The organism is Terribacillus saccharophilus (genome assembly GCF_002272075.1).
Taxonomy (GTDB): Bacteria; Bacillota; Bacilli; order Bacillales; family Amphibacillaceae; genus Terribacillus; species Terribacillus saccharophilus_A.
The window spans coordinates 40,185-61,088 of record NZ_NPBJ01000014.1; the positions used below are offsets into that span (position 1 = coordinate 40,185).

At 44.3% G+C, this 20,904-nt stretch carries 19 protein-coding genes; 7 read left to right on the forward strand and 12 right to left on the reverse strand.

The window, feature by feature from the left end; genetic code table 11:
- Positions 1 to 15 precede the first annotated feature (15 nt).
- The 5 genes from CHH48_RS07855 to CHH48_RS07875 form a co-directional block, all read right to left on the reverse strand.
- Positions 16 to 822, reverse strand: coding sequence for an alpha/beta fold hydrolase (locus tag CHH48_RS07855; RefSeq protein WP_095218590.1), 807 nt, complete (start codon positions 820 to 822; stop codon positions 16 to 18).
- A gap of 2 nt (positions 823 to 824) precedes the next feature.
- Positions 825 to 1,022, reverse strand: coding sequence for a hypothetical protein (locus tag CHH48_RS07860; protein WP_095218591.1), 198 nt, complete (start codon positions 1,020 to 1,022; stop codon positions 825 to 827).
- A 100-nt stretch (positions 1,023 to 1,122) separates the two neighbouring features.
- Entirely contained in the window at positions 1,123 to 1,533 is a 411-nt protein-coding gene (locus CHH48_RS07865; RefSeq protein WP_095218592.1) for a hypothetical protein, read from the reverse strand.
- 94 nt (positions 1,534 to 1,627) lie between these two features.
- Positions 1,628 to 4,285: an MMPL family transporter gene (locus tag CHH48_RS07870; protein ID WP_095218593.1), complete on the reverse strand. Its 2,658-nt coding sequence runs from the start codon at positions 4,283 to 4,285 to the stop codon at positions 1,628 to 1,630.
- Positions 4,282 to 4,731 (reverse strand): MarR family winged helix-turn-helix transcriptional regulator, encoded by a 450-nt coding sequence (locus CHH48_RS07875; RefSeq protein WP_245840325.1) that lies wholly within the window; start codon positions 4,729 to 4,731, stop codon positions 4,282 to 4,284. Before CHH48_RS07875 ends, CHH48_RS07870 begins: the two co-directional genes overlap by 4 nt.
- Before the next feature lie 388 nt (positions 4,732 to 5,119).
- Here CHH48_RS07875 and CHH48_RS07880 point away from each other — a divergent pair, with 388 nt between their 5' ends.
- Positions 5,120 to 7,768, forward strand: a complete 2,649-nt coding sequence (locus CHH48_RS07880) for a beta-glucosidase (protein ID WP_245840324.1) — start codon at positions 5,120 to 5,122, stop codon at positions 7,766 to 7,768.
- 57 nt (positions 7,769 to 7,825) lie between these two features.
- Positions 7,826 to 9,265, forward strand: coding sequence for a glycoside hydrolase family 30 protein (locus CHH48_RS07885; protein ID WP_095218594.1), 1,440 nt, complete (start codon positions 7,826 to 7,828; stop codon positions 9,263 to 9,265).
- Between the two features lie 17 nt (positions 9,266 to 9,282).
- Here CHH48_RS07885 and CHH48_RS07890 read toward each other — a convergent pair whose 3' ends face one another.
- Entirely contained in the window at positions 9,283 to 9,828 is a 546-nt protein-coding gene (locus CHH48_RS07890; protein ID WP_095218595.1) for a PadR family transcriptional regulator, read from the reverse strand.
- Between the two features lie 104 nt (positions 9,829 to 9,932).
- Here CHH48_RS07890 and CHH48_RS07895 point away from each other — a divergent pair, with 104 nt between their 5' ends.
- Positions 9,933 to 10,385: a DUF3237 domain-containing protein gene (locus CHH48_RS07895; RefSeq protein ID WP_245840323.1), complete on the forward strand. Its 453-nt coding sequence runs from the start codon at positions 9,933 to 9,935 to the stop codon at positions 10,383 to 10,385.
- A gap of 14 nt (positions 10,386 to 10,399) precedes the next feature.
- On the forward strand, positions 10,400 to 10,888 hold the full coding sequence (locus tag CHH48_RS07900; protein ID WP_095218597.1) for a phenolic acid decarboxylase: 489 nt from the start codon (positions 10,400 to 10,402) through the stop codon (positions 10,886 to 10,888).
- A gap of 40 nt (positions 10,889 to 10,928) precedes the next feature.
- On the opposite strand, the gene CHH48_RS07905 is transcribed toward CHH48_RS07900, so the two are convergent.
- Complete coding sequence (locus tag CHH48_RS07905; protein WP_095218598.1) at positions 10,929 to 11,285, reverse strand: nuclear transport factor 2 family protein; 357 nt, start codon at positions 11,283 to 11,285, stop codon at positions 10,929 to 10,931.
- 145 nt (positions 11,286 to 11,430) lie between these two features.
- On the opposite strand from CHH48_RS07905, the gene CHH48_RS07910 reads away from it, so the two are divergent.
- Positions 11,431 to 11,697: a hypothetical protein gene (locus tag CHH48_RS07910; protein ID WP_095218599.1), complete on the forward strand. Its 267-nt coding sequence runs from the start codon at positions 11,431 to 11,433 to the stop codon at positions 11,695 to 11,697.
- A gap of 29 nt (positions 11,698 to 11,726) precedes the next feature.
- Here the strand turns inward: CHH48_RS07910 and CHH48_RS07915 are convergent, their stop codons facing one another.
- From CHH48_RS07915 to CHH48_RS07935, 5 genes are all read right to left on the reverse strand, one after another.
- Complete coding sequence (locus CHH48_RS07915) at positions 11,727 to 13,634, reverse strand: BglG family transcription antiterminator (protein ID WP_095218600.1); 1,908 nt, start codon at positions 13,632 to 13,634, stop codon at positions 11,727 to 11,729.
- Positions 13,635 to 13,696: 62 nt separating this feature from the next.
- On the reverse strand, positions 13,697 to 14,029 hold the full coding sequence (locus tag CHH48_RS07920) for a PTS lactose/cellobiose transporter subunit IIA (protein WP_095218601.1): 333 nt from the start codon (positions 14,027 to 14,029) through the stop codon (positions 13,697 to 13,699).
- A 13-nt stretch (positions 14,030 to 14,042) separates the two neighbouring features.
- Entirely contained in the window at positions 14,043 to 15,392 is a 1,350-nt protein-coding gene (gene celB, locus CHH48_RS07925) for a PTS cellobiose transporter subunit IIC (RefSeq protein ID WP_095218602.1), read from the reverse strand.
- 5 nt (positions 15,393 to 15,397) lie between these two features.
- Complete coding sequence (locus CHH48_RS07930) at positions 15,398 to 15,709, reverse strand: PTS sugar transporter subunit IIB (RefSeq protein WP_095218603.1); 312 nt, start codon at positions 15,707 to 15,709, stop codon at positions 15,398 to 15,400.
- Between the two features lie 135 nt (positions 15,710 to 15,844).
- Positions 15,845 to 16,723: a TetR/AcrR family transcriptional regulator gene (locus CHH48_RS07935; protein WP_176466375.1), complete on the reverse strand. Its 879-nt coding sequence runs from the start codon at positions 16,721 to 16,723 to the stop codon at positions 15,845 to 15,847.
- A gap of 201 nt (positions 16,724 to 16,924) precedes the next feature.
- On the opposite strand from CHH48_RS07935, the gene CHH48_RS07940 reads away from it, so the two are divergent.
- Both CHH48_RS07940 and CHH48_RS07945 read left to right on the forward strand, forming a co-directional pair.
- Positions 16,925 to 20,152, forward strand: coding sequence for an efflux RND transporter permease subunit (locus CHH48_RS07940; protein ID WP_095218605.1), 3,228 nt, complete (start codon positions 16,925 to 16,927; stop codon positions 20,150 to 20,152).
- A gap of 66 nt (positions 20,153 to 20,218) precedes the next feature.
- Complete coding sequence (locus CHH48_RS07945) at positions 20,219 to 20,755, forward strand: hypothetical protein (RefSeq protein WP_095218606.1); 537 nt, start codon at positions 20,219 to 20,221, stop codon at positions 20,753 to 20,755.
- Positions 20,756 to 20,904 lie beyond the last annotated feature (149 nt).

Consider the following 20,904-nt stretch of genomic DNA (forward strand, 5'->3'; position numbering starts at 1 on the left):
TCTATTTTGTTACTTTTAGCTTTGCAATACACGCAACAGCTCTTGATTGAATTTTTCTTTCTCGTCGAACATAAGTCCATGGCCGCTGTTCTCAAAAGGAACGATTGTTGAATTGACGATACCGCCTGTCATTTCTGTGGCGAAATCAAACGGACAAATCTCATCCTTTTGACCATGGAAGATATATGTCGGTGTACTGATCTGCGCTAGCTCAGCACGTAGATCCTCATCACGAAGTGCTTCCATCGCCTGAATCGTACCATGTCCGCTAGCTTCCAAGCCAAGATGGAAGAACCATTCTTTGAAAGGCTCAGAATGATCTTGAGCAAAGAACATATTACCGAAGTCCTGCAGGGTTTTCGGACGATCCGTTTGGATTTGCTCAATCATATCATCTGCCTCTTCCTTCTTCATACCGAATGGATAAGCATCACGCTGCGTGAAAACAGGAGCTGCTGCTGACAGCAGAAGCAGCTTGTTCACTTTAGCAAGACCGTATTTATTCATATAACGAATGGCAATCGGACCACCCATCGAAAAGCCAGCTAAAACGAAATTATCAAGTCCCAGATGCTCGACAACAGCATGTACTGCTTCTGCCTGTGCATCATAGGTGTAGCTGTTCCATGGCTTATCCGATTTTCCGAAACCGAGCAAATCGATACCGATGAAACGGTAGCCATGCTTCGGCAGTTCATTCATTTGATACTCGAACATTTTGTGGCTTACCGGCCAGCCGTGCAAGAAGACTACAGGAATGCCTGTACCTATATCCTCTGCGAAAATGTTATATCCTGATTCTGATTTGATCACATGTCCCATTATTATCTCCCCTTCTTGTTATAATCTCGTTCCCTTGGTTCTTTCTTTTCTCTTGTTCTCAATTCTCGGAATAAGAAAAATGCCCCTACTACACCTGAAAGAATGGTGAGCAGAAGAAATAGCGTATTTGTAGTAAATGCAAAGAATAGTAGGAAGACAAGCGCCAGGATGAAGAATCCAAAATAGCCTGCTATCTTCATACGCCTCACTCCTTCCAGTTATGTTTTTATGTTCTTGCTTCTTTATACCCGTTAGGCACCACGATTAAGCAAAAGAAAAAAGCATGCCTCCTTAGCATGCTTAATGTGTGTGCAAGACAGTGTTTTCCGGTCCGATTAATTTGACCTCCAGTTCGATTTCCCGGTTGATGTCATCTTCTAGATCATGTGCTTCCACAACATCCGCTGCTTCTCCTTTCACTTCTTCCCAAACAGTCAGCATATGATGATCGACTTCCTCTTCCTCGTTCTGAATTCGTAAACTGATAATGCCTTCCGGCTCAAAACCAACTCCCAGTACTTCATACGTATCATAAGCAGCTAGCTCCTCGACTGCTGTATTGTTCACTTCCTCCAATGCGTGTCGGATCATCTCTTCGTGGACATCATTATACGGAACAGGATGGGTGGATCGGTCGGTGAAGAAAAAGAGCAGGCCAGCTATCACCATTGTCCCAGCCAAAACAAGACGCAATCCAAGGCTTCGTTTCATCTGCATACCTCCATTCCTTGCTACTATATGCCGTATAGTATGGAAACTTGTCCATAAAAAAAGGAGCACGCCTCGCGCGGCGCACTCCTTTTACTTATTTATCTTCTTCTCTTTGTTTCCGTTTGAATGGCCACCAGTTCAGCTCGCCAAGAGTCGTAGCGACTGCTGGGATAAGCAGCGGTAGTATCACGAGTCCATACAATAATAGACCAATAATGATTACTGTTGCGACTTCCAGGAGCGTTAACACACCTGATGGCATCATGGCAGCAAATGTACCTGCCAAAATGATGGATGCGGTAATGATAACTCCGCCCATTTTCTTCATAGAGTGAATCATGCCTGCCTGCAGATCACCACGCGCTTCTTCGGTGAATCGATCAAGCAGGAAGATGGAGTAATCGACCCCAAGTGATATCAAGATAACGAAACTGAAGAACGGAACAGCCCAGCTAACACCTGCATAGTCCAACCCGTTGACAAAGATCAATTCGGTGATGGAGATAGCAGTATAGTAGGTAAGCAGCAAGGATCCGATCATGTAAGCCGGAATGACCATAGAACGGAACAACAAGGTCAGGATGATGAATAAACCGACCATCATGATGACCATCGTCCGGGAAAGATCTGATGTAGATAGATCTTCCAAATCGGCGTTAGTGCTTGTTACTCCTCCATAGACGATTTCCGCATTTTCATAAGGTGTATCCTTCACTTCTGCATCGATACGGTCCTTAATTGTTTGCAATGTCTGAATCGCTTCCTCAGAATATGGATCAGCATTCAATACGACATCAAGCGTTACACCTTCTCCATCACGGAAAGCATACGTATCGATACTTTCCTGGAAGTCACCCTCCAAAGCATCCTCCGGAATATACATACCAGTCTCGCGGACTGTCTCACTGTCGCTAATATCACGCAGTGTATCAGATGCTGTTGTCAGTCCATCTGATACTTGTGTTAGTCCTTCGTTTGCCGAACCAACACCATCTGCTAACTGCTGCAATGTTTCAGTCAATGTACCAACCTGTTCCTGCTGACCTTGCAATTGCGTATCAGCTTGTTCCAGACCTGTTTGAATTTGCGCTAGCTGCTCGCTGATTCCTGCCAGCTGAGCAGATGCTTGCTGGACGTTACCAGTTTGCTGCAATTGGCCAGTTACTTGCTGCAGCGCAGTATTGACTTGCCCAAGGCCTTCTGTCGCATCAGATAATCCGCCACCGCTTGATGAACCAGCCCCGCCAGCCTGACCAGATATTTGGTTCAGTCCATCTTGTACTTGTGTCAGACCATCCTGCACCTCGCCGATACCATCAACTGCATCATTGATACCATCCGCGATTTGAGCCGTTTGGGAATCTACATACAAGTCATCAATTTTCTCACCCGTAGGCTGTGTTGCTGTCCGGACTTTTTCCACACCATCAATCTTGCTGATCGCATCACTCAGATTATCCAGATACGGCAGAGTATTTGCTGTGGTAAGATTTTCATCGTCATTGATGACAACCTGTATCGGCATCGCTTCCCCTTTTCCGATAGCGTCCCCGATAGCGTTAAGTCCTTTTATTGAATTATAATCACTGCTGATTTCCTCGGTAGAGTTAAAGGAAACTTGTTCATCGTACGTAAGTACAAACGGCACTGTAATTACCGCTGTGATTACCAGGAACAGCACCGGTCTTGCTACCGAATGTCGCCCAAGGAAATGCCATAGCTTGTTATCTCCATGAGAGGCAGCCTTTTTGGATGGCCAAAATAGTTTCTCGCCAAGCGTTACCATGAACAATGGTAATACCGTCACGAGGACAATCAGCAATACCGCAACCCCTACTGCCACACCCACTGCAGATTGGAAGATAGCAAACTTCGCGAAGAAGATAGATGCAAATCCTACGAATACGGCAATGGCACTGATGAATAATGTACGTCCGGCTGTCCGATAAGCCGTAACAGTAGCTTCGACTTTATCATGACCATTAGCAAGTTCCTCTCGGAAACGGCTAAGCAGCAGAATACAATAGTCGGTCCCGATACCAAATAAAATCGCCACCAGGAATGTCTGGGTAAACGTTGAAATCGGAAAGTCCAACGTGTCTACTAAAATAGCTAGAATACCCTGACTGATCAAGTATGTAATACCTACAGTGATCAAAGGAACGAACGGTGTCACGATGGAACGGAAAACAATCAAAAGCAATGCCACAATAATGAATACTGTAATCAGCTCGGTCTTCTTCAATCCATCTTCTGATGTATTGGCGAAATCCTGATTAATCAATGACGCACCTGTCACATATGCTGTTTCATCGTCAGGTACAGCATCATAGATCTCCTCAGAGATTCTCTCGGCTTCTTCATCTGACCCTTCCACCGTAACCGGCATCATGACTGTCTTTTTATCCTCTGACATCATTTGATCCTGTATTTCTTGATTATCCGTCAGCGGTGTTGTTATCTCACTTACACCGTCAATTTGTTCGACTTTATCGATGACACCCTGAATCATATCTTCACTGTCCTGATTCAAAGCTTCGTCGAGCTCGAAAACAACACTAAGTGAATTACTATTCTCCCCGGCATCTTCTAAAATCTCGCTTGCCCGGATGGAAACCGCATCTTCTGGAAGCTGTGTCTGCCCCTTATCTGATGCAAGCTGGGTCAGATTCGGTGAAAAAATCGTCAATCCAACCGCGATCAAGATAACTGCAATCGCGATAATCCATTTAAAACGAATGATTGTCCTCAATCTTCTCTCTCCCCTTTTTTAAGCTGTTCTTTTACATCTGTGAAAATTCGGATGAATGCTTCTACGTCTTCGTCCTTAATATGCTCGAAAAGCCCGCAAAATCTATCATAAATAGCTTCCTCGGCTTGTTTCAGAATCTCTTCCCCATCTTCTGTAATTTGTACAAGCTTCGTCCGCTTATCCCCTTCTGAGTCGACCCATTCCACCCAGCCCTTCTCATGCAGCTTTTTCAGCCGATTGGAAATCGCACTCTTATGTACTTGCTGCACGATAGCCAAGTGGCCAGGCGAGGACGCTCCGTACAAGCTCAAGATTTTTATCAAACCAACTTGCTGCGGTGATACCTCCTTGAACACGTCATACGCTGACCCTTTCTTATGGAACAATTCGGTTGCCATGAATGACACCTCATTGAAGAGATCAATTGCTTCTTTCAATTTATCCACATTAGTTTACCCCCTATACCAATTCAGTTTATACCCTAAACTATAAGCAGTCAAACTTTTTACCAACTAAAAATATTATGTAACCAGAAAAAAACATGACAATATGAATGGGTACATATAGGCAGCAAGCGATTCATCCCCATATTTAACCAGAATATAGGCTCATGAACCCGAAAGAATATATTCCCATTACGCTGCGATTACAAAAGTGCGTGTATAGCACTGTACTTTTCCTAGTTATACCCTTTTCTTAGTGTATTAGAGGGGAAAATCTCCATGGTAGAAACAAACAGTTTCGTCTATTCCCTTCCTTGTGCTGATTCCGTAGCATTATACGAGGAACAGACGCCGCCACGTCTGACAGCTTTAAAAGAGGAGTGGAATTATATTGGCTAAGCTTTCACGCTTTCCGATCATCGGATTCATTACTGTATTACTTGTAGGACTTATCGCAGCTCCATTCCAAGCTTTTGCAGAAGAAGCAGATAAGCCTTGGATGAATGAGGATCTGTCCGCTAAAAAGAGGACAAACCTGTTACTTGATGCTATGTCACTTGAGGACAAGGTAAGTCTCATCACAGGAAACTTAAACAATTATTATGGATACTACAATGAAGGAATGGAGAAATACGGAATTCCTGAATTAAAAATGGCAGACGGCCCGGCTGGGGTCAGAATTGCTAACCCAGATATACAGAACAAACAGTCGACTGCCATGCCGGCTCCGATTGCCCTTGCAGCTTCATGGGATACAAGTGCAGCAGCTGCATACGGAGATGTTCTCGGTAATGAAGCCTTCAATACGACACATAATGTATTGCTCGGCCCTGGTCTTGATATCGCGCGGAATGCATTCGGTTCCCGTAACTTCGAATCTTTAGGGGAAGATCCAGTGCTGCAATCCCGTATCGCTGCTTCTTACATAAATGGTGTACAAGACAATCATGTTATGACAACAGCCAAACACTACCTGCTTAATAATCAGGAAACATTGCGTTTCACCAATGATTCTCAGGCAAGTGAACGTGCTATTCATGAGATTTATGCCCGGCCATTCCAAGCAGCTATCGAAGATGCTGATCTTAGCAGTATCATGTGCTCCTTTAATAAAGTGAATACGGAATATGCTTGTGATAGCAAGTCATTACTAACTGATCTGCTTCGCGATCAGCTGGAATTCGAAGGCTTTGTTATGAGTGACTATGGTGCCAACATCAGTACGGTGAACTCCATCAATTCCGGACTTGATCTAGAAACTCCAGGAGAGCCAATTGGTAAATGGGGCGATAATCTGCTCCAGGCTGTTAAAGATGGTCAAGTGAAGGAAGAAACAGTCAATCAGAGCACATACCGACTGCTTTACCAAATGTTCGATAAAGGCTTGATTGATCATCCGACACAGAATAAGCAGATTGACACAGCAGCTCATGGACAAACAGCTCGTGAAATAGCCGCCGAGAGCATGGTATTGCTGAAAAACAAAAAAGACGTTCTGCCAATCCAGGACAATACAGATTCCATTGCTGTAATCGGACCTGATGCAGATAATGCATCAGCAGCCGGCGGCGGAAGCTCGCTCGTGAATCCAACGTATACTGTAAGTCCGCTAGAAGGTATCAAAAACCAAGCTGGGAAAAATACCGAAGTCAGCTATACAGCTGGAACGGATCCAATCAGTGCAGGTGATGTTATGCCTGGACCTGACGCTGTCCCTTCTTCCCTGCTGCACACTGAAAAAGATGCATCTGAGAATGGATTAAAAGCGGAATACTGGACGAATAAGAACTTTGAAGGAAACCCGTCACACGAACGTACAGACAGACAAGTTAATATGAACCTTGGATTCTATAACTATGAAGGCTTTAACTCTCAGTCACCTAAACTGGACAAACTGCCGACAGACTTGAACGGCATGATGTCCGCTCGCTGGACTGGTGTAATTGAAGCTCCTGAGAATGGAACATATAATCTATCCACTACTAGCTTCGGTACAAGTAAACTTTATTTGGATGGCAAGCTGATTGTCGAGAATGAAGGAAAAGAACTTGGAACAAAATCCGTTGAAGTAGATTTGAAAAAAGGCGAGCAGCATGATATCAAAATCGAATATCAAACAGATTATGAAACTGGAGATGGCCGTGATTATGGCGGTCAAGTGAGATTCGGCTGGGAACCTGCAAAAGGCGTGGTCGATGAACAAATCAAAAAAGCTGTCAAAGCTGCCAAGAGAGCAGACAAAGCTGTCATCGTCACACGCACATATGATAGCGAAGGCTATACAGATCGTTCCGACATGGAATTGCCGAACAACCAGCAGCAGCTGATTGAAGAAGTTTCAAAAGTGAATAAAAACACGATAGTCGTGAATGAGAGCGGAATCGCAATTGAAATGGGCGACTGGCAGGACGATGTCAAAGCTATCGTTCAAGCTTGGTATCCTGGTCAAGAGCAAGGAAATGCCATTGCGGATGTCCTCTTCGGAGACGTCAACCCATCTGGTAAGCTTCCAGTGACATTCCCTGTCGATGAAGACAAGACGCCAACTAACAGCGAAGATCAATTTCCTGGAACAAATGGCGTAAACAACTACTCAGAAGGTGTATTCGTCGGTTACCGCGGCTATGACAAACAAAACTTGGAAGTAGCTTATCCATTCGGATACGGCCTTTCTTATACCGACTTCAAGTATCGCAATCTGCATACAAAAGTGAAGCATAAGAAAGATGATACTAGCATTGAAGTAAAACTTAACCTTCGTAACACAGGAGATACAAAAGGCGCAGAAGTCGTCCAAGTATATGCAGGTGAACTACCGACAAACGATGTAGAAACACCTAAAAAGCAATTAGCCGGCTTTGAAAAAGTCGAGCTGAAAGCTGGTAAACAGAAGTCCGTTAAGATTAAGCTAGATCCGAAAGCATTCTCTTATTATGATGAAACGAAAAATGAATGGGTCATGCCTTCTGGCGAAGTGCCTGTCTATGTGGGCAGCTCATCTGAGGATATTAGATTAGAAGGTACTGTGACCTTGCCATAACAAAAAGAAAACATCCTGCAGATATCCTGCAGGATGTTTTTATAAGGAGGAAATAAGATGAAAAGACTCGTTTTCCTTCTTTTAATCATTCTATGCTTTTTCCTGCTAATGGATAGGTTTAAAGAACCTCCTCCCCTAGCAGACAGCTGGCTGACGACCGGAGATGAGCAGCATCTTCTGGAAAAACAGCCTGCTAAATTATTTCTGGATGACAAGCAGGATCTCCCCACCATTTATGTCGATAAACACAAAACGTTTCAGCAAATGGAAGGCTTCGGCGCGGCAATGACTGGATCAAGCGCCTATTTGCTCGAGCATACATTGGCGAAACAAGAACGTAACGCGCTATTTCAGGACCTGTTCACCGACTCTGGCATTCAATTGTCCTATCTTCGCCACACAATCGGAGCTTCAGATTACAGTGTGGATGATCTAGGAAATCCATCTTCCTACACGTATGCAGATCAGCAAGGTCCGCCCGAAGATCCGCTGCAGCATTTCTCCACTGCACCAGATCAAACCGTGATGAACATGCTGAAACTAGCAAAGATAAGCAACCCCGAGCTGCAATTGATGGGTACGCCATGGACTGCGCCACCGTGGCTGAAATACGGAGAGCACACATACAATGGCTCCTATCTAAATTACACAGATCAGCGCACCTATGAGATTTACGCCGATTATTTTCTGCGATATTTGGAAGCTTACCAGGCACAAGGACTGCCTATCGATCTGCTAACCGTGCAAAACGAACCGCAGTTTGAAACAGCAGCCTATCCAAGTATGTCAATGAATGCAGCAGAGCAGCAATACTTTATCCAGAACTTTTTGGGCCCGGCAATTCAGGATACAGGTTTGCAAACATCTATCCTTGCTTATGACCATAACTGGGAAAATAGTAAAGACTATGCGGATACAGTATTAAATGGCGCCTCAGATTATACAGCAGGGACTGCTTATCATTGCTATGCTGGCAATCCAAAAGACGCTGCAGAATTACAGCAGCTTCATCCCAAGAAAGGCATCTACTTTACAGAGTGCAGCGGCGGAGCATGGAGTGAGGATTTCGGAGACAACTTAAGCTGGCTGATGGATCAGGTGATCATCGGTACAACCCGGAATTGGGCCAAAACGGTGCTTCTATGGAACTTGGCATTGGACGAGACAGGCGGACCAACAAATGGCGGCTGTACGAATTGCCGAGGTGTCGTCACAATCAACAGCCAAACGAGCAGCATCAAGAAAAACGTTGAATATTATGTTCTTGGGCATATTAGCAAGTTTGTCCAGCCGGGTGCTAAACGAATTTCGAGCACACAGCTGCCGCAATTAGCTACAGTAGCCTTTTATGATGAAAGTAAGGGAGAAGTTGTTCTGCTTGCAGCCAATACAGGTAACAGTAGCCAAACATTTCAACTCTCTGAAAGCAAACGATATTTGCAGTACACTCTGCCCCCGCAATCAGCCATCACCTTTACATGGAAAAATGCAGCATAAAATATGCTGCATTTTTTTCATTCCATGAATTGCAGACTTCGCTCCAACCATTGAATGTACCCTTTTTCCCTTTCGATTGCCCTTGTCAGAACCAAATAATGACCAAACTCAGGTGAAGAAAAAACTATGTTACTGCCAAACTCCGCTTCAAGCTCTGTTAATATTCTCCCAAGCTCGTCCAACTTACGCTTCCGGCTATCTAGCTGATTAGAAAATAACTCCTTGGCTTCTTCCTTCTCCATACTGGAAATGAAAAATGTCTTCAACATGAATTCATCTTTATGGGAAACGTCGACAGCTTCCAAACGCTGCATCCATTCTTTTAGTTCTGCTTCCCCTGCTACTGTCAGACTATAAAGCTTTTTCTCCAGCTTCTCACCTTGGATTACCGTTTCAAATTCTATTAAGCCTTCTGCGACCAGTTTTTTCAGTTCAGGATAAATTTGACTATGTTTTGCACTCCAAAATTGACCGAGCGCCCCCTTGAACGCAGCCGCAATATCATAGCCTGTCTGCTTCTCCTGTTCTAGCAGTCCTAATATTGCATATTTCAATACGCGCATTGACGTTCTCCTTCACTTTTCATTTGACACAAGTATACCATAGCGTTAAACTAAACATGTAAATAGTTACATGTTATATTTTACTCAATAGGGAGATGAACAGTATGACTCCTTCTTTGGAAAAAGTCGCCACTCTTACAATTGATGTGGCAGAACCGATTAGCGCAGGACAAACAGGCTTAGGCTTGCGGCGTCTAATCCCGATTGAAACGGGTACAATCACAGGAAAAATAGAAGGCCGTATCCTGCCAGGTGGCGCCGATTCTCAAATCATCCGCCCAGATGGGCGTACAGATCTATCGGCACGTTATGTAATTGAAACATCATCTGGCGAGATCATCTACTTAGAGAACAACGGAATAAGGCAAGTAGAAGCTGCTTATCGAAATCGTGCAGCCCATGGTGAAATCATTCCAGCGGAACATGTTTATTTTCGGACAGTTCCAACCTTTGAAACCGGCAGTGAGCAATACCGCTGGCTGATGGATAAGATCTTCATCGGTGCAGCAACACGCTTGGAGAATCAAGTGCTGCTGGACGTCTATCAAGTTAATTAAGGAGGAAATTAAAAATGGAAGAATTCATTGGAAGTCATATGATTTATACGTATGAAAACGGCTGGGAATATGAAATGTATATCAAAAATGAAGATACGATCGATTACCGTATCCACAGCGGAATGGTAGGAGGACGCTGGGTCAAAGATCAAAAGGTCGACCTAGTCAAATTGACAGAGGGTGTATATAAGGTTTCTTGGACAGAGCCTACCGGAACAGATGTATCCTTGAATTTCATGCCAAACGATAAACGAATGCACGGCATTATCTTCTTCCCAAAATGGGTGCATGAACATCCGGAAATCACAGTCTGCTATCAAAATGACCACATCGATCTCATGCATGAATCACGTGAGAAATACGAAACATATCCAAAATATGTTGTGCCGGAATTCGCTGATATCACATACATCAATAATGCTGGCGTAAATAATGAGCGAATCGTGGCAGAAGCACCTTATCCTGGTTTGACGGATGATATCCGGGCTGGAAAATTAAAATAATCCAAATAAAAAGGCGGTCTGCTTCATGCAGCCGCCCTTTTCATATTTCCGCTGGAGTTCCTTGATGGAATAACATCCGCCAGCCGCCTGGCTGATAACGCCAAATGGAGCTTCGCAGCTGTTCTCCTCCCGATGCTGTATCACAAGTCCGAAATGTAGCAAGAACTGTGTCCTCAGATAGAATACGCACATCGAAATCTCTGATATCTAAATCGACTGAATTCAAGCCATTTGTGACAATATCAACTTTACTGAATGATTGACCGGATGATCCATGCTCCAAATAGTCTTCTGTCAGTAAATTGCCGACAGCGTCTGTCGATAGTCTCGTGTCATCTTCCAGCAGGGACCTTTCTAATTGCAGAATTGTCTCTTTCACTTGCAACTGTTCATCCATCTCGACTCGCCTCGCTTTTTTTCTTAATTATATCCTTACGTCCATTCTATGAAAAGGGTTTCAAAATACAACAAAAAAGACTTACCAACTGTATTTGTATACAAATGTGAAAACTGGTACAGTATTTAAAAGATGAGGTGACAAAATGGATTTCAAAAGAACACCGCTCGTTGCGGCACTATTGAGCTTTCTATTTGCTGGCTTGGGTCAGTTTTATAATCAGCAGCATTTGAAAGGGACAATCTTCGTCCTGATCAATCTGATCAACTTGTTCCTGATGTGGTTTGTTGTCGGTCTGTTCACGTTTTTCATTTTCTGGATCTATAATATCTATGACGCCTATAAAATGGCAAAACGCGCGAATATGAAGCTTGCCCGTCAGAGCGGTAAAGTCGAGCCTTCCACGAACTAAAAACAGCTGCCCATCTGAGGCAGCTATTTTTATATTGATACAAGCGCCTTATGGAAGTCCTCATATGACTCGGCCTTTAATAGTTTTTGAACATGTTCCGGCTCTTCGATAATGCGGACAAGCTGCTGATACATGCCGGTGAAATCCTCATCACTTTCTTTCTCGATACATAAAAGACACACAAACCGCACTTGCTTACCTGCCCAGTCGATCGGCTGTTTCAAGGTGCAGATAACCCACAAAGTCTCTTCCACTCTAGCTTCAATTGGATGCGGCACAGCTACAAAATTTCCAAAACTAGTTGGCGCCATAGACTCTCTCTCATATACAGCAGTAAGAAAATCCTCCCCGACCTTCCCATCAGATTGCAGTACCTCTGTTAAATAAGCCAAAACTTCTTCCCGACTCCGTAAATCCTGCTGCAGGAATACATAAGCTGGCTTTATATAGCGGATTTGCGGACCAAAATGAAGGTAAGCTTTTAGTTTCGAAATTGCTTCTTTATCCAAGATGACAGGTACAAGTATCACAGGCAAGGGCGTGACCGTCGATTCAATTGGGATCGTACTGATAATCAAGTCAGCATCCCATTCTTTTTCGCGCAGCAGGCGATAATATTCAATCGTATCGATGATGTCCAACTTGTCCGGAAAAAGAGATTGCAGCTTATAGCGCAGCAGTTGTGCACTGCCTGCACCTGATGCACAGACTAGCAAACATCTAATTTTTCGTCCCGTTTTCCCGCTCCGCTCTAAGGCAGCACCGATATGCAGTGCCAAATAACCGATTTCCTCCTCTGCCAGCTGAATGCTAATCTCTTTTTCTACTGCACAAGCACCAATGACGGCTGCTTCAAATGCAAGTGGATAATGCCGCTTAATATCCTCCAGCAGAGGATTCCTTACATTCATAGCATACAGGTGGCGGTGCACAGCTGGCTTGAGATGCAAACTCAACCCATGCAGCAGCTCCTGATCCGACCTGAGATCTAGCCCTGTCTTATCATATATCCTCGCTACAATTGCTGATGCCAAGTCCGGCATCCCTATGTGACCATCCAATTTACTCTTGGAGACATAATCCGTTCCCATCAAATGGATCGTCATATAAGCTACTTCCACCTGCGGGAAAAACAGATGAAGCTCCGCTTCAAGCATAGCGGTAAGCTGGGCTGCTTCCCGGAAGGCTGGCTGCTGGATAATATCTTGCATGGCATCAGGGGCGAGCTCAACATATTGTTCATCCTTGATACGTCGGCAGGCGATCGCAATATGCGTAACCAAGTTCTGCACAGCTACATCCGACAGCATCAAATTGTTTTCCGTCACGAACTTATGTACAATATCATGCACATAGCGAATTTCCGCCTCAGAGACGATAGCATCCGGTAAGCTGTACGGCTTATGCCAACCCGCCTGCTTCGAAAAGAATGCAGACAGGAAATACCGTTTTTCTGTCTCTGTTCCCGCAATCCGAATGCCATACTTCGGCTTTTTCTGCAGATCCAGTCCTGATTGCTGTAACAAAGATCGCACTTGCTTGAGATCGTTTTGCACTGTCGGAAAACTGACGAAACATGCTTGCGCCAAATCTTCCATCTTGATAAAACTATCTGCTAAGAGTAACAGCTGCATAAGATGATTCACTCTTTCTGCAGGTGTCTCTACCCGCGTATACAAACGCTCCTGCTTCACTCGAATAGTTTCCTGCAAGTACTGCTGAAATAGTTTTTCCTCAATGACAATCAGCTGATAGCCTTTTCCTCGTAAGGATTCAATTTTTGCGTAGTCCGCTGGCAACTCCTGCTGCAGCAGCTTGATATCAGAACGCACTGTCCGCTCTGAAACAGCCAGTTTCCTTGCCAGCTCATCCGCTGTCAGCGTGCGCGATTCAGATGACAAGAAAGTCAATAATTCCAATAGTCTCGGTTGCAGCATACAGATCCACCCCCATATCCTCCATGCCTATGCAAAAAAGGCGATCAAATGACCGCCCAGCTTCAAACTGACCCTTTAGCAGCTGCCTGTCTGGCCAGCTCCTCCTGCAAATATATGATTTCCTCCGCCAATTCCCTTACAGTCATAGCATTCATCAGGTGATCCTGCGCATGCACCATCAACAGAGTTAAGGTCGTTTGTTCGCCGCCTGCTTCGGCAGTGATAAGCTCAGTCTGGACATGATGCGCCTGATTAATCGCTTCTTTGCTAGCCTGAATTTTCTGTCTCGCTTCCTCAAAAGCATGCTGTCTGGCTAGTATCATTGCTTCCATCGCATAGCTGCGGCCATCACCGCCATATAGTATCAACTGAAATGCTTTCTCTTCTATATTCATTACGTTCCTCCTTTTACCTGCTGACCGGACCTGTGCTGTCCTCTGATGCTGCCACTTCACGCTGTCTTGCTTCCTCTTCCTTCAGCTGGTTTTTCTCCAGAGCGCGGAAGAATGGATAATAGATAAGCATCGCAAGCGCTAGGTTGATCAGCTGAATGACAGCACCTGAGATTTTCCCTCCTGTTGCCAAATATCCAGAGATGAACGGGGGCATGGTCCAAGGAACAACAATCCCGGCTGGTTTCGCCACTAGACCTGTGCTCATCCCAATATAGGTGGTGATGACCATCACGAGCGGAACAGTGATAAACGGTATGATCATAATCGGATTCAGTACAATCGGAAGACCGAAAACGATCGGTTCGTTTATATTGAAGATCGCTGGACCAGTCGCTAGCTTACCCAGCTGTTTATTTTGCTTCAACTTCGCCCGCCAAATCATGATCAAAACCAAACCGATCGTCGATCCGGATCCTCCGACATGAATAAACACTTCAAAGAATTGAGCTGTAAATATATGCGGCAAATCTGTGCCGGCAGCAAAAGCCGTTGCATTCTCCGCTGTCGCCTTCAGCCAAATCGGAGACATGATACCACCGACGATATTGGCTCCATGCAGACCACAAACCCATAGCAGTACGATCATCAATTCTGCGACAAAGCTTCCGATGAAGGAGGAACCGACGAGCGTAAGCGGTGATCCAATAACAGTTGCAATCAAATTATGGATATCACCAAACGAAGTTGCTTCAACAAGCAAACGAATAAGCCAAACAAGGATGATGACTGCAAAACCTGGAATAAGTGCAACGAATGATCGTGCTACAGCCGGCGGTACGCCATCTGGCATGCGAATGACGATATTCCTTTTAACAATGATTCGATACACTTCGGTAGCGAACATTGCTACTAACATTCCGACGAACAAGCCGCCGCTTCCAAGCAAAGAAACCGGCACGAAATTGGCAGTAGCTTCTCCAACTTGGAAAGGACTGTAAGGCGTTGCAAGCAAAAATGCAGATAGTGCAATTGCACCTGAAGACAGCGGATCCACACCGTCTGATTCATAAGCCTGCGCCAGTCGGTACGCTATACCGAAACAGGCAAAGATCGCCATAACATCAAACGTCACATTAACGGGATATTGCAGCTTCGTACTCCATGACTCTCCAAAAATTCCAGCCATGAAATCAGCGTATCCCGGTATCGGTAAGTTACCGAGAATAAGAAATAGCGATCCGACAATGATCAATGGCATTGTCAGGATGATACCATCCCGCAGTGCTACCAGATGCCGCTGTGCTGCAACCTTACCAGCAACCGGCATCACCTTCATCTCAAGAAAATCATTGAATCGGCTCATCTACCTCACCCCTTCTTCGCAAATAGCGATTCAGCATGATGAAGCACGTTTTTTCCGTTCCCAGTACCATAATCGACACTATTGATTACATCAACGGGAATACCGCGCTCTTCTCCTAGTTTTTTCATCTGTGGCAGCATATAGCGTACTTGTGGTCCAAGCAGTAGTACTTCCGCATGTTCGATATGTTTTTTCGCCTGATCGGCTGATACAGCTTGGATATGATAGGTTTTCGATTCTGCTTCTGCTGCCTTTTGCATTTTTGAGACAAGCAGACTAGTAGACATTCCAGCAGCACACACGAGTAAAATATTCATTTTTCTACCCCCTTCAGTTCTTACTCTTAATATACTGTGAAAGCGGTTACATTTCCTGCTATTCTTTTGCCGTATCATAACGGAAACTTGTTTAAGTACAAGAAAGCCGGCATGCATGCTGCACCCGGCCTTCACTCACAGTACTTTTATATCCAGAAGCCTTGCCAATTCCCGGCGTAAGTCATCCATTTCCTCAATGCCTTTAAAGTTGGCTGACAGTCCTTGAATAAGCAGCTTTCTTGGCTCCTTTTTTTGTAACTCTTCCTGTATCAGTTCGACTACACCTTGCAGTTCTTGCACTTCCTGAATTTCTGCATCAAGCGTAAGGATGACAATCTGCATGCGCTCCAATACTTGTTTCACTTCCCGTTCCTTCATCTCTTTCTCGAAAATGGAAGCTGAGACTGGTGTAGCATCTGTCACGAGCGGTTCTGCTTTCCTTTTCAAAAGACCTTCTACCATATCATCCATCCGTTCGAGAATATAAGCAGCAGTCTTGTCCAAATCGAGTATCAGCCCATGAAGAAGCATATCCCCGATGATTTGGAAAAGTATCCCTTCCTGCAAGATCCGCAAATCCTTTAAATAAGGCTTGCTTACCTCGCCATAAACGTCCAGCAAGTCAAGCTCCGTTTTCCGTCTGCCCTTTTCCATTTCCTCCAGAAAGAACAGTTCCATTTCTTTACCTATATCGGAATCAATATCATGACGCTGCATAACGATGAAGTTTCCACGTTTAACAAGTTCCCGCATCATGGTTGAAAGACGCAGCTTCGCTTTCTCACGGCTGTTTATATCCTGTCGATCAACTTTTTCGATTTCCTCCGTTATCAAACCAAAATGATAACGAAGGATTTCCGCCATCAGTTCATCCTTAGATTTAAAATAAAGGTAAAATGCTCCCTTGGAGAGCTTACTCGCTTCTGCAATCTCCTGGATACTAGCTGCATGATAACCCTTTTTGGCAATAATCTCGGTGGCTCGTTCAATTATTGTGATTTTTTTCTCCTGCATATTGCCTTCCCTTTCGACTGACCGGTCGGTCATAAGTGTGTTAAAAGTCTGTGAATAATATATGAATCCTTAGATAAATTCCTTGTAAAAGCTATTGAACTTCCTTATATCCTTGATATAATTGTTGCATTGCAATGTGGTTGCCTATAGTATAGAGGAATAATGACCAGTCGGTCAAATAGAGGTTAAAGGAGCTGGACCGTGAGAAAGTTTATCAACTTTTCGTTAAAAAATAAGGTTGCCGTATGGTTGCTTACCATAATGGTTGTAGTGACAGGTATTTATGCTGGAACAAATATGAAACTGGAAACACTACCTGATATCAGTGTACCAGTCCTCACCGTAACGACTACATATCCTGGCGCACCGCCAGAGGAAGTATTGGAAAGCGTAACAGAACCAATCGAACAGGCTGTACAAAGCTTGGATGGCGTAGAAAATATAAGCTCGACATCTTTACAGAATGCTTCTACTATCCAGTTGGAATACGCCTATTCTAAAAATCTGGATGATGCAGAAACAGAAGTGAAGGAAGCACTTGAGAATGTACAGCTTCCAGAAGATGCAGAAGAACCAACAGCAGCACAAATCAATTTAAATTCCTTCCCAGTCATCACACTTAGTGCTTCTAATAGCAATCAGACAATCGAAGAACTAACACAGACTGTCGAATCTGATCTCCAGCCAGCACTGGAAGGCATTGAAGGTGCCTCGTCTGTCGGTATTTCCGGCCAGCAGGTGCAGGAAGTACAAATCACTTATGATGAAGATGCATTAACTGAGAATGGTTTGACACAGGATACTGTTGGTCAAGTCATTCAGAACAGCAGTGATTCTTACCCGCTTGGTCTGTACCAATTCGGTAACAGCGAGAAAAACGTTGCTGTAGACGGCAATATTGTTACACTTGATGATTTGCGTAACTTGGAAATTCCGGTTACAGGCAGTGCAAGTGCACAACAGGCACAAGGCGGTCAAGGAGCGGCTGCAGGTCAAAGCGGCCAGGCGGATGCTGCAGCACAAGCAGCGCAGGCTGCACAAGCTCCCACTGAACTCCCTACTGTCCAGCTGCAGGATGTAGCAGAAGTAGAAGTTGTCGGTGAAGTAGAATCTATTTCCCGTACAAATGGCGAGGATTCCATCGGGATCGATATTACGAAGGATCCAAACGCTAATACTGTAGAAGTTGTTAATGCAGTAAAAGATGAAATCAAGCAGTTTGAAGATGATAACGATGGTATGACTATCACTTCAACAATGGACCAAGGTGCACCAATTGAAGATTCTGTCCATACGATGGTAAACAAAGCACTGTTCGGTGCCATTTTCGCTGTGGTCATCATCCTCTTGTTCCTGCGGAATATCCGGTCCACAATCATTTCCATCATTTCGATTCCATTATCGATTTTGATCGGTCTGATATTGCTATATGAAATGGATATCAGCTTGAACATTATGACATTAGGAGCCATCACCGTTGCAATCGGCCGGGTAATTGATGACTCGATTGTTGTTGTAGAAAATATCTACCGCCGTATGTCATTGGCAGATGAGAAACTGCGCGGTAAAGAATTGATTATCGATGCAACACGCGAAATGTTCGTCCCGATTCTATCTTCCACTGTAGTAACCGTAGCAGTATTCCTTCCTCTTGGATTAGTTGAAGGACAAATCGGTGAATTATTCCTGCCATTCGCATTAGCTGTCGTATTCGCTTTATTAGCATCCTTGCTCGTTGCGGTTACCGTTGTACCGATGGTAGCACATACGCTATTCCGCAAACGATTGGATCGCGGCACTAGCGAAGAAGAAGCAAAAAGTTATGTACACAAAGAAGAAAAACCAAGCAAACTGGCGAATTTCTACAAACGTGTCCTGAATTGGAGCTTGTCGCATAAAATCATCACTTTCGTTATTGCGCTTGCTTTACTAATCGGAAGTCTGTTCCTAGTTCCTTCGATTGGTGTCAGCTTTATTCCTAGCACTGGTGAGAATATGGTAGTTGCATCTTATTCACCTGAACCAGGCCAAACACGTGAGGACATTCAAGAAATTGCTGATGAAGCCGAGGATATGCTGCTTGATCGCAACGGCGTTGAGACCTTGCAGTACACAATCAGCAGCGGAGGTAATCCACTCTCCGGTTCAACTGGTGATTCAGCCCTCTTCTATATGGAGTATGCTGATGATTATGAGGATATCCAAAGTGAGACAGAAGCAGTCGTTGATGATCTGCAAGCCTTGTCAGACCAGGGCGAGTGGGGATCCATCGACATGACAGGCACAAGCAGTAATACGACGCAGTACTACATCTACGGTGATAGCGTCGAAGATATTCAAACTGCTTCTCAGCAGGTCATGGATCTTATAGAAAACGATGATAACTTCACGAACGTAGATTCTGATGCATCAGAGCAATATGATAAATATACAATAGTAGCTAATCAGGAAGAACTGGCTCAGTTAGGGTTGACAGCAGCTCAAGTTACTGGCCAGCTGTCCAACATCGGCAGCCAGCCGTCAATCGCCACTATACAGAATGAAGATGGCGATGCATTGGATGTTTATGTGCAAGTAGCTAACGAATCCTTCGAGGATAAAGAGGATCTTGAAAACACTACAATTCAAACATCACTCGGAACAGAAGTAGCATTAAACGAGATTGCCGAGATTGAAGACGGTCAATCTCCGAATACATTGCAGCGCCGTGATGAAAAGCTTTATGGTTCTGTATCTGCTGATATTACAAGCGATGATATTGCAACAGCTACTAGCGGTTTGCAAGAAGAAATTGAAAATCTTGATTTGCCTGATGGCGTAAGCATCGATCAAGGCGGGGTTTCTGAACAGATCAACGAATCATTCAGCCAGCTTGGTCTTGCTATTCTAGCAGCAATCGCGATTGTCTACTTCGTACTAGTATTGACATTCGGCGGAGCACTGGCACCACTTGCCATCCTATTCTCCCTGCCGTTCACAGTCATCGGTGCGTTGGTAGGATTGCTCATCGGCGGTGAAACAATCAGCGTTTCCTCCCTCATCGGGGTGCTCATGCTGATCGGTATCGTTGTAACGAATGCTATCGTTCTAGTTGACCGTATCATTCACAAGGAAAAAGAAGGCATTTCTACTCGCGAAGCAATTCTAGAAGCCGGTGTAACTCGTCTACGTCCAATCCTGATGACAGCCATTGCCACAATCGGCGCCCTTGCACCACTTGCCTTTGGATTCGAAGGCGGCGGTTCCGTCCTTATCTCGAAAGGACTTGGCATCACAGTAATAGGCGGTCTCATCAGTTCTACCTTGCTAACGCTTGTTATCGTACCAATCGTGTACGAAGCAACAACACGCTTCAGCATGCAAGAGCATCATAAGCTAGAGCGTCAGCGCCGCAAGGAAAGAAAACAGGCGAAGAAAGCCGCTAAGTAATAAATAAACACAGAAAAGCCTGCAGTTATCCACTGCAGGCTTTTCTATTAGATTGGAGGATTTAATATGAAACCAGAACGAATACTGACTGTTGAAGCATCAGACTCTCTGAATTTTCTCTTGTATGTACATAATTATGCTAAACAAGAAAAGCACTGCTATCCGTACATACCAGGAAATCCGTGGAATCTACAAGAGCAATCTATTTTACGGCCTTTACTACAGCAGCTATGGAACGAAATCTTAGCTGATTCTACTTATCCTTCTCTGCCTATCGACCATCAAAAAGAAAGGTTCAGATCACTTTTTTGTGATGAAATCAGCTTTGAGTACTGCTTGGACACCTTCTATTCATGGTGGGGAAGCATGGCAGGCCAAATGGCTATTGAACGTTTTGTTGATCAAGACAGCCACAATTCGTTGTATACCCTTTTCCTTTTAACCAACAAAGAACAACTAACCATTAACCTTCTTTACGAAAACGACATTCTAGGCAGCCCCATCGTTGATAATCAGCTGGTCCTTAGCTTAAGAGAAACCTTTGTGAGAGAGGAAATGATAACAACAATGCAAGATCGCCTAACTCTTAAAGGTAATAGATAAGAAAGCTTGCGTTATATGCACATATTGCAACTCGTATACACTTGTAACGCGCATAGAGGGGAACCATCTACAGTAAAAGAGGCTGGGACAAAAGTATTTTAGCCATATAAAAAACCGAACTATATTGTAAATCTTCATAAGAAGATTTA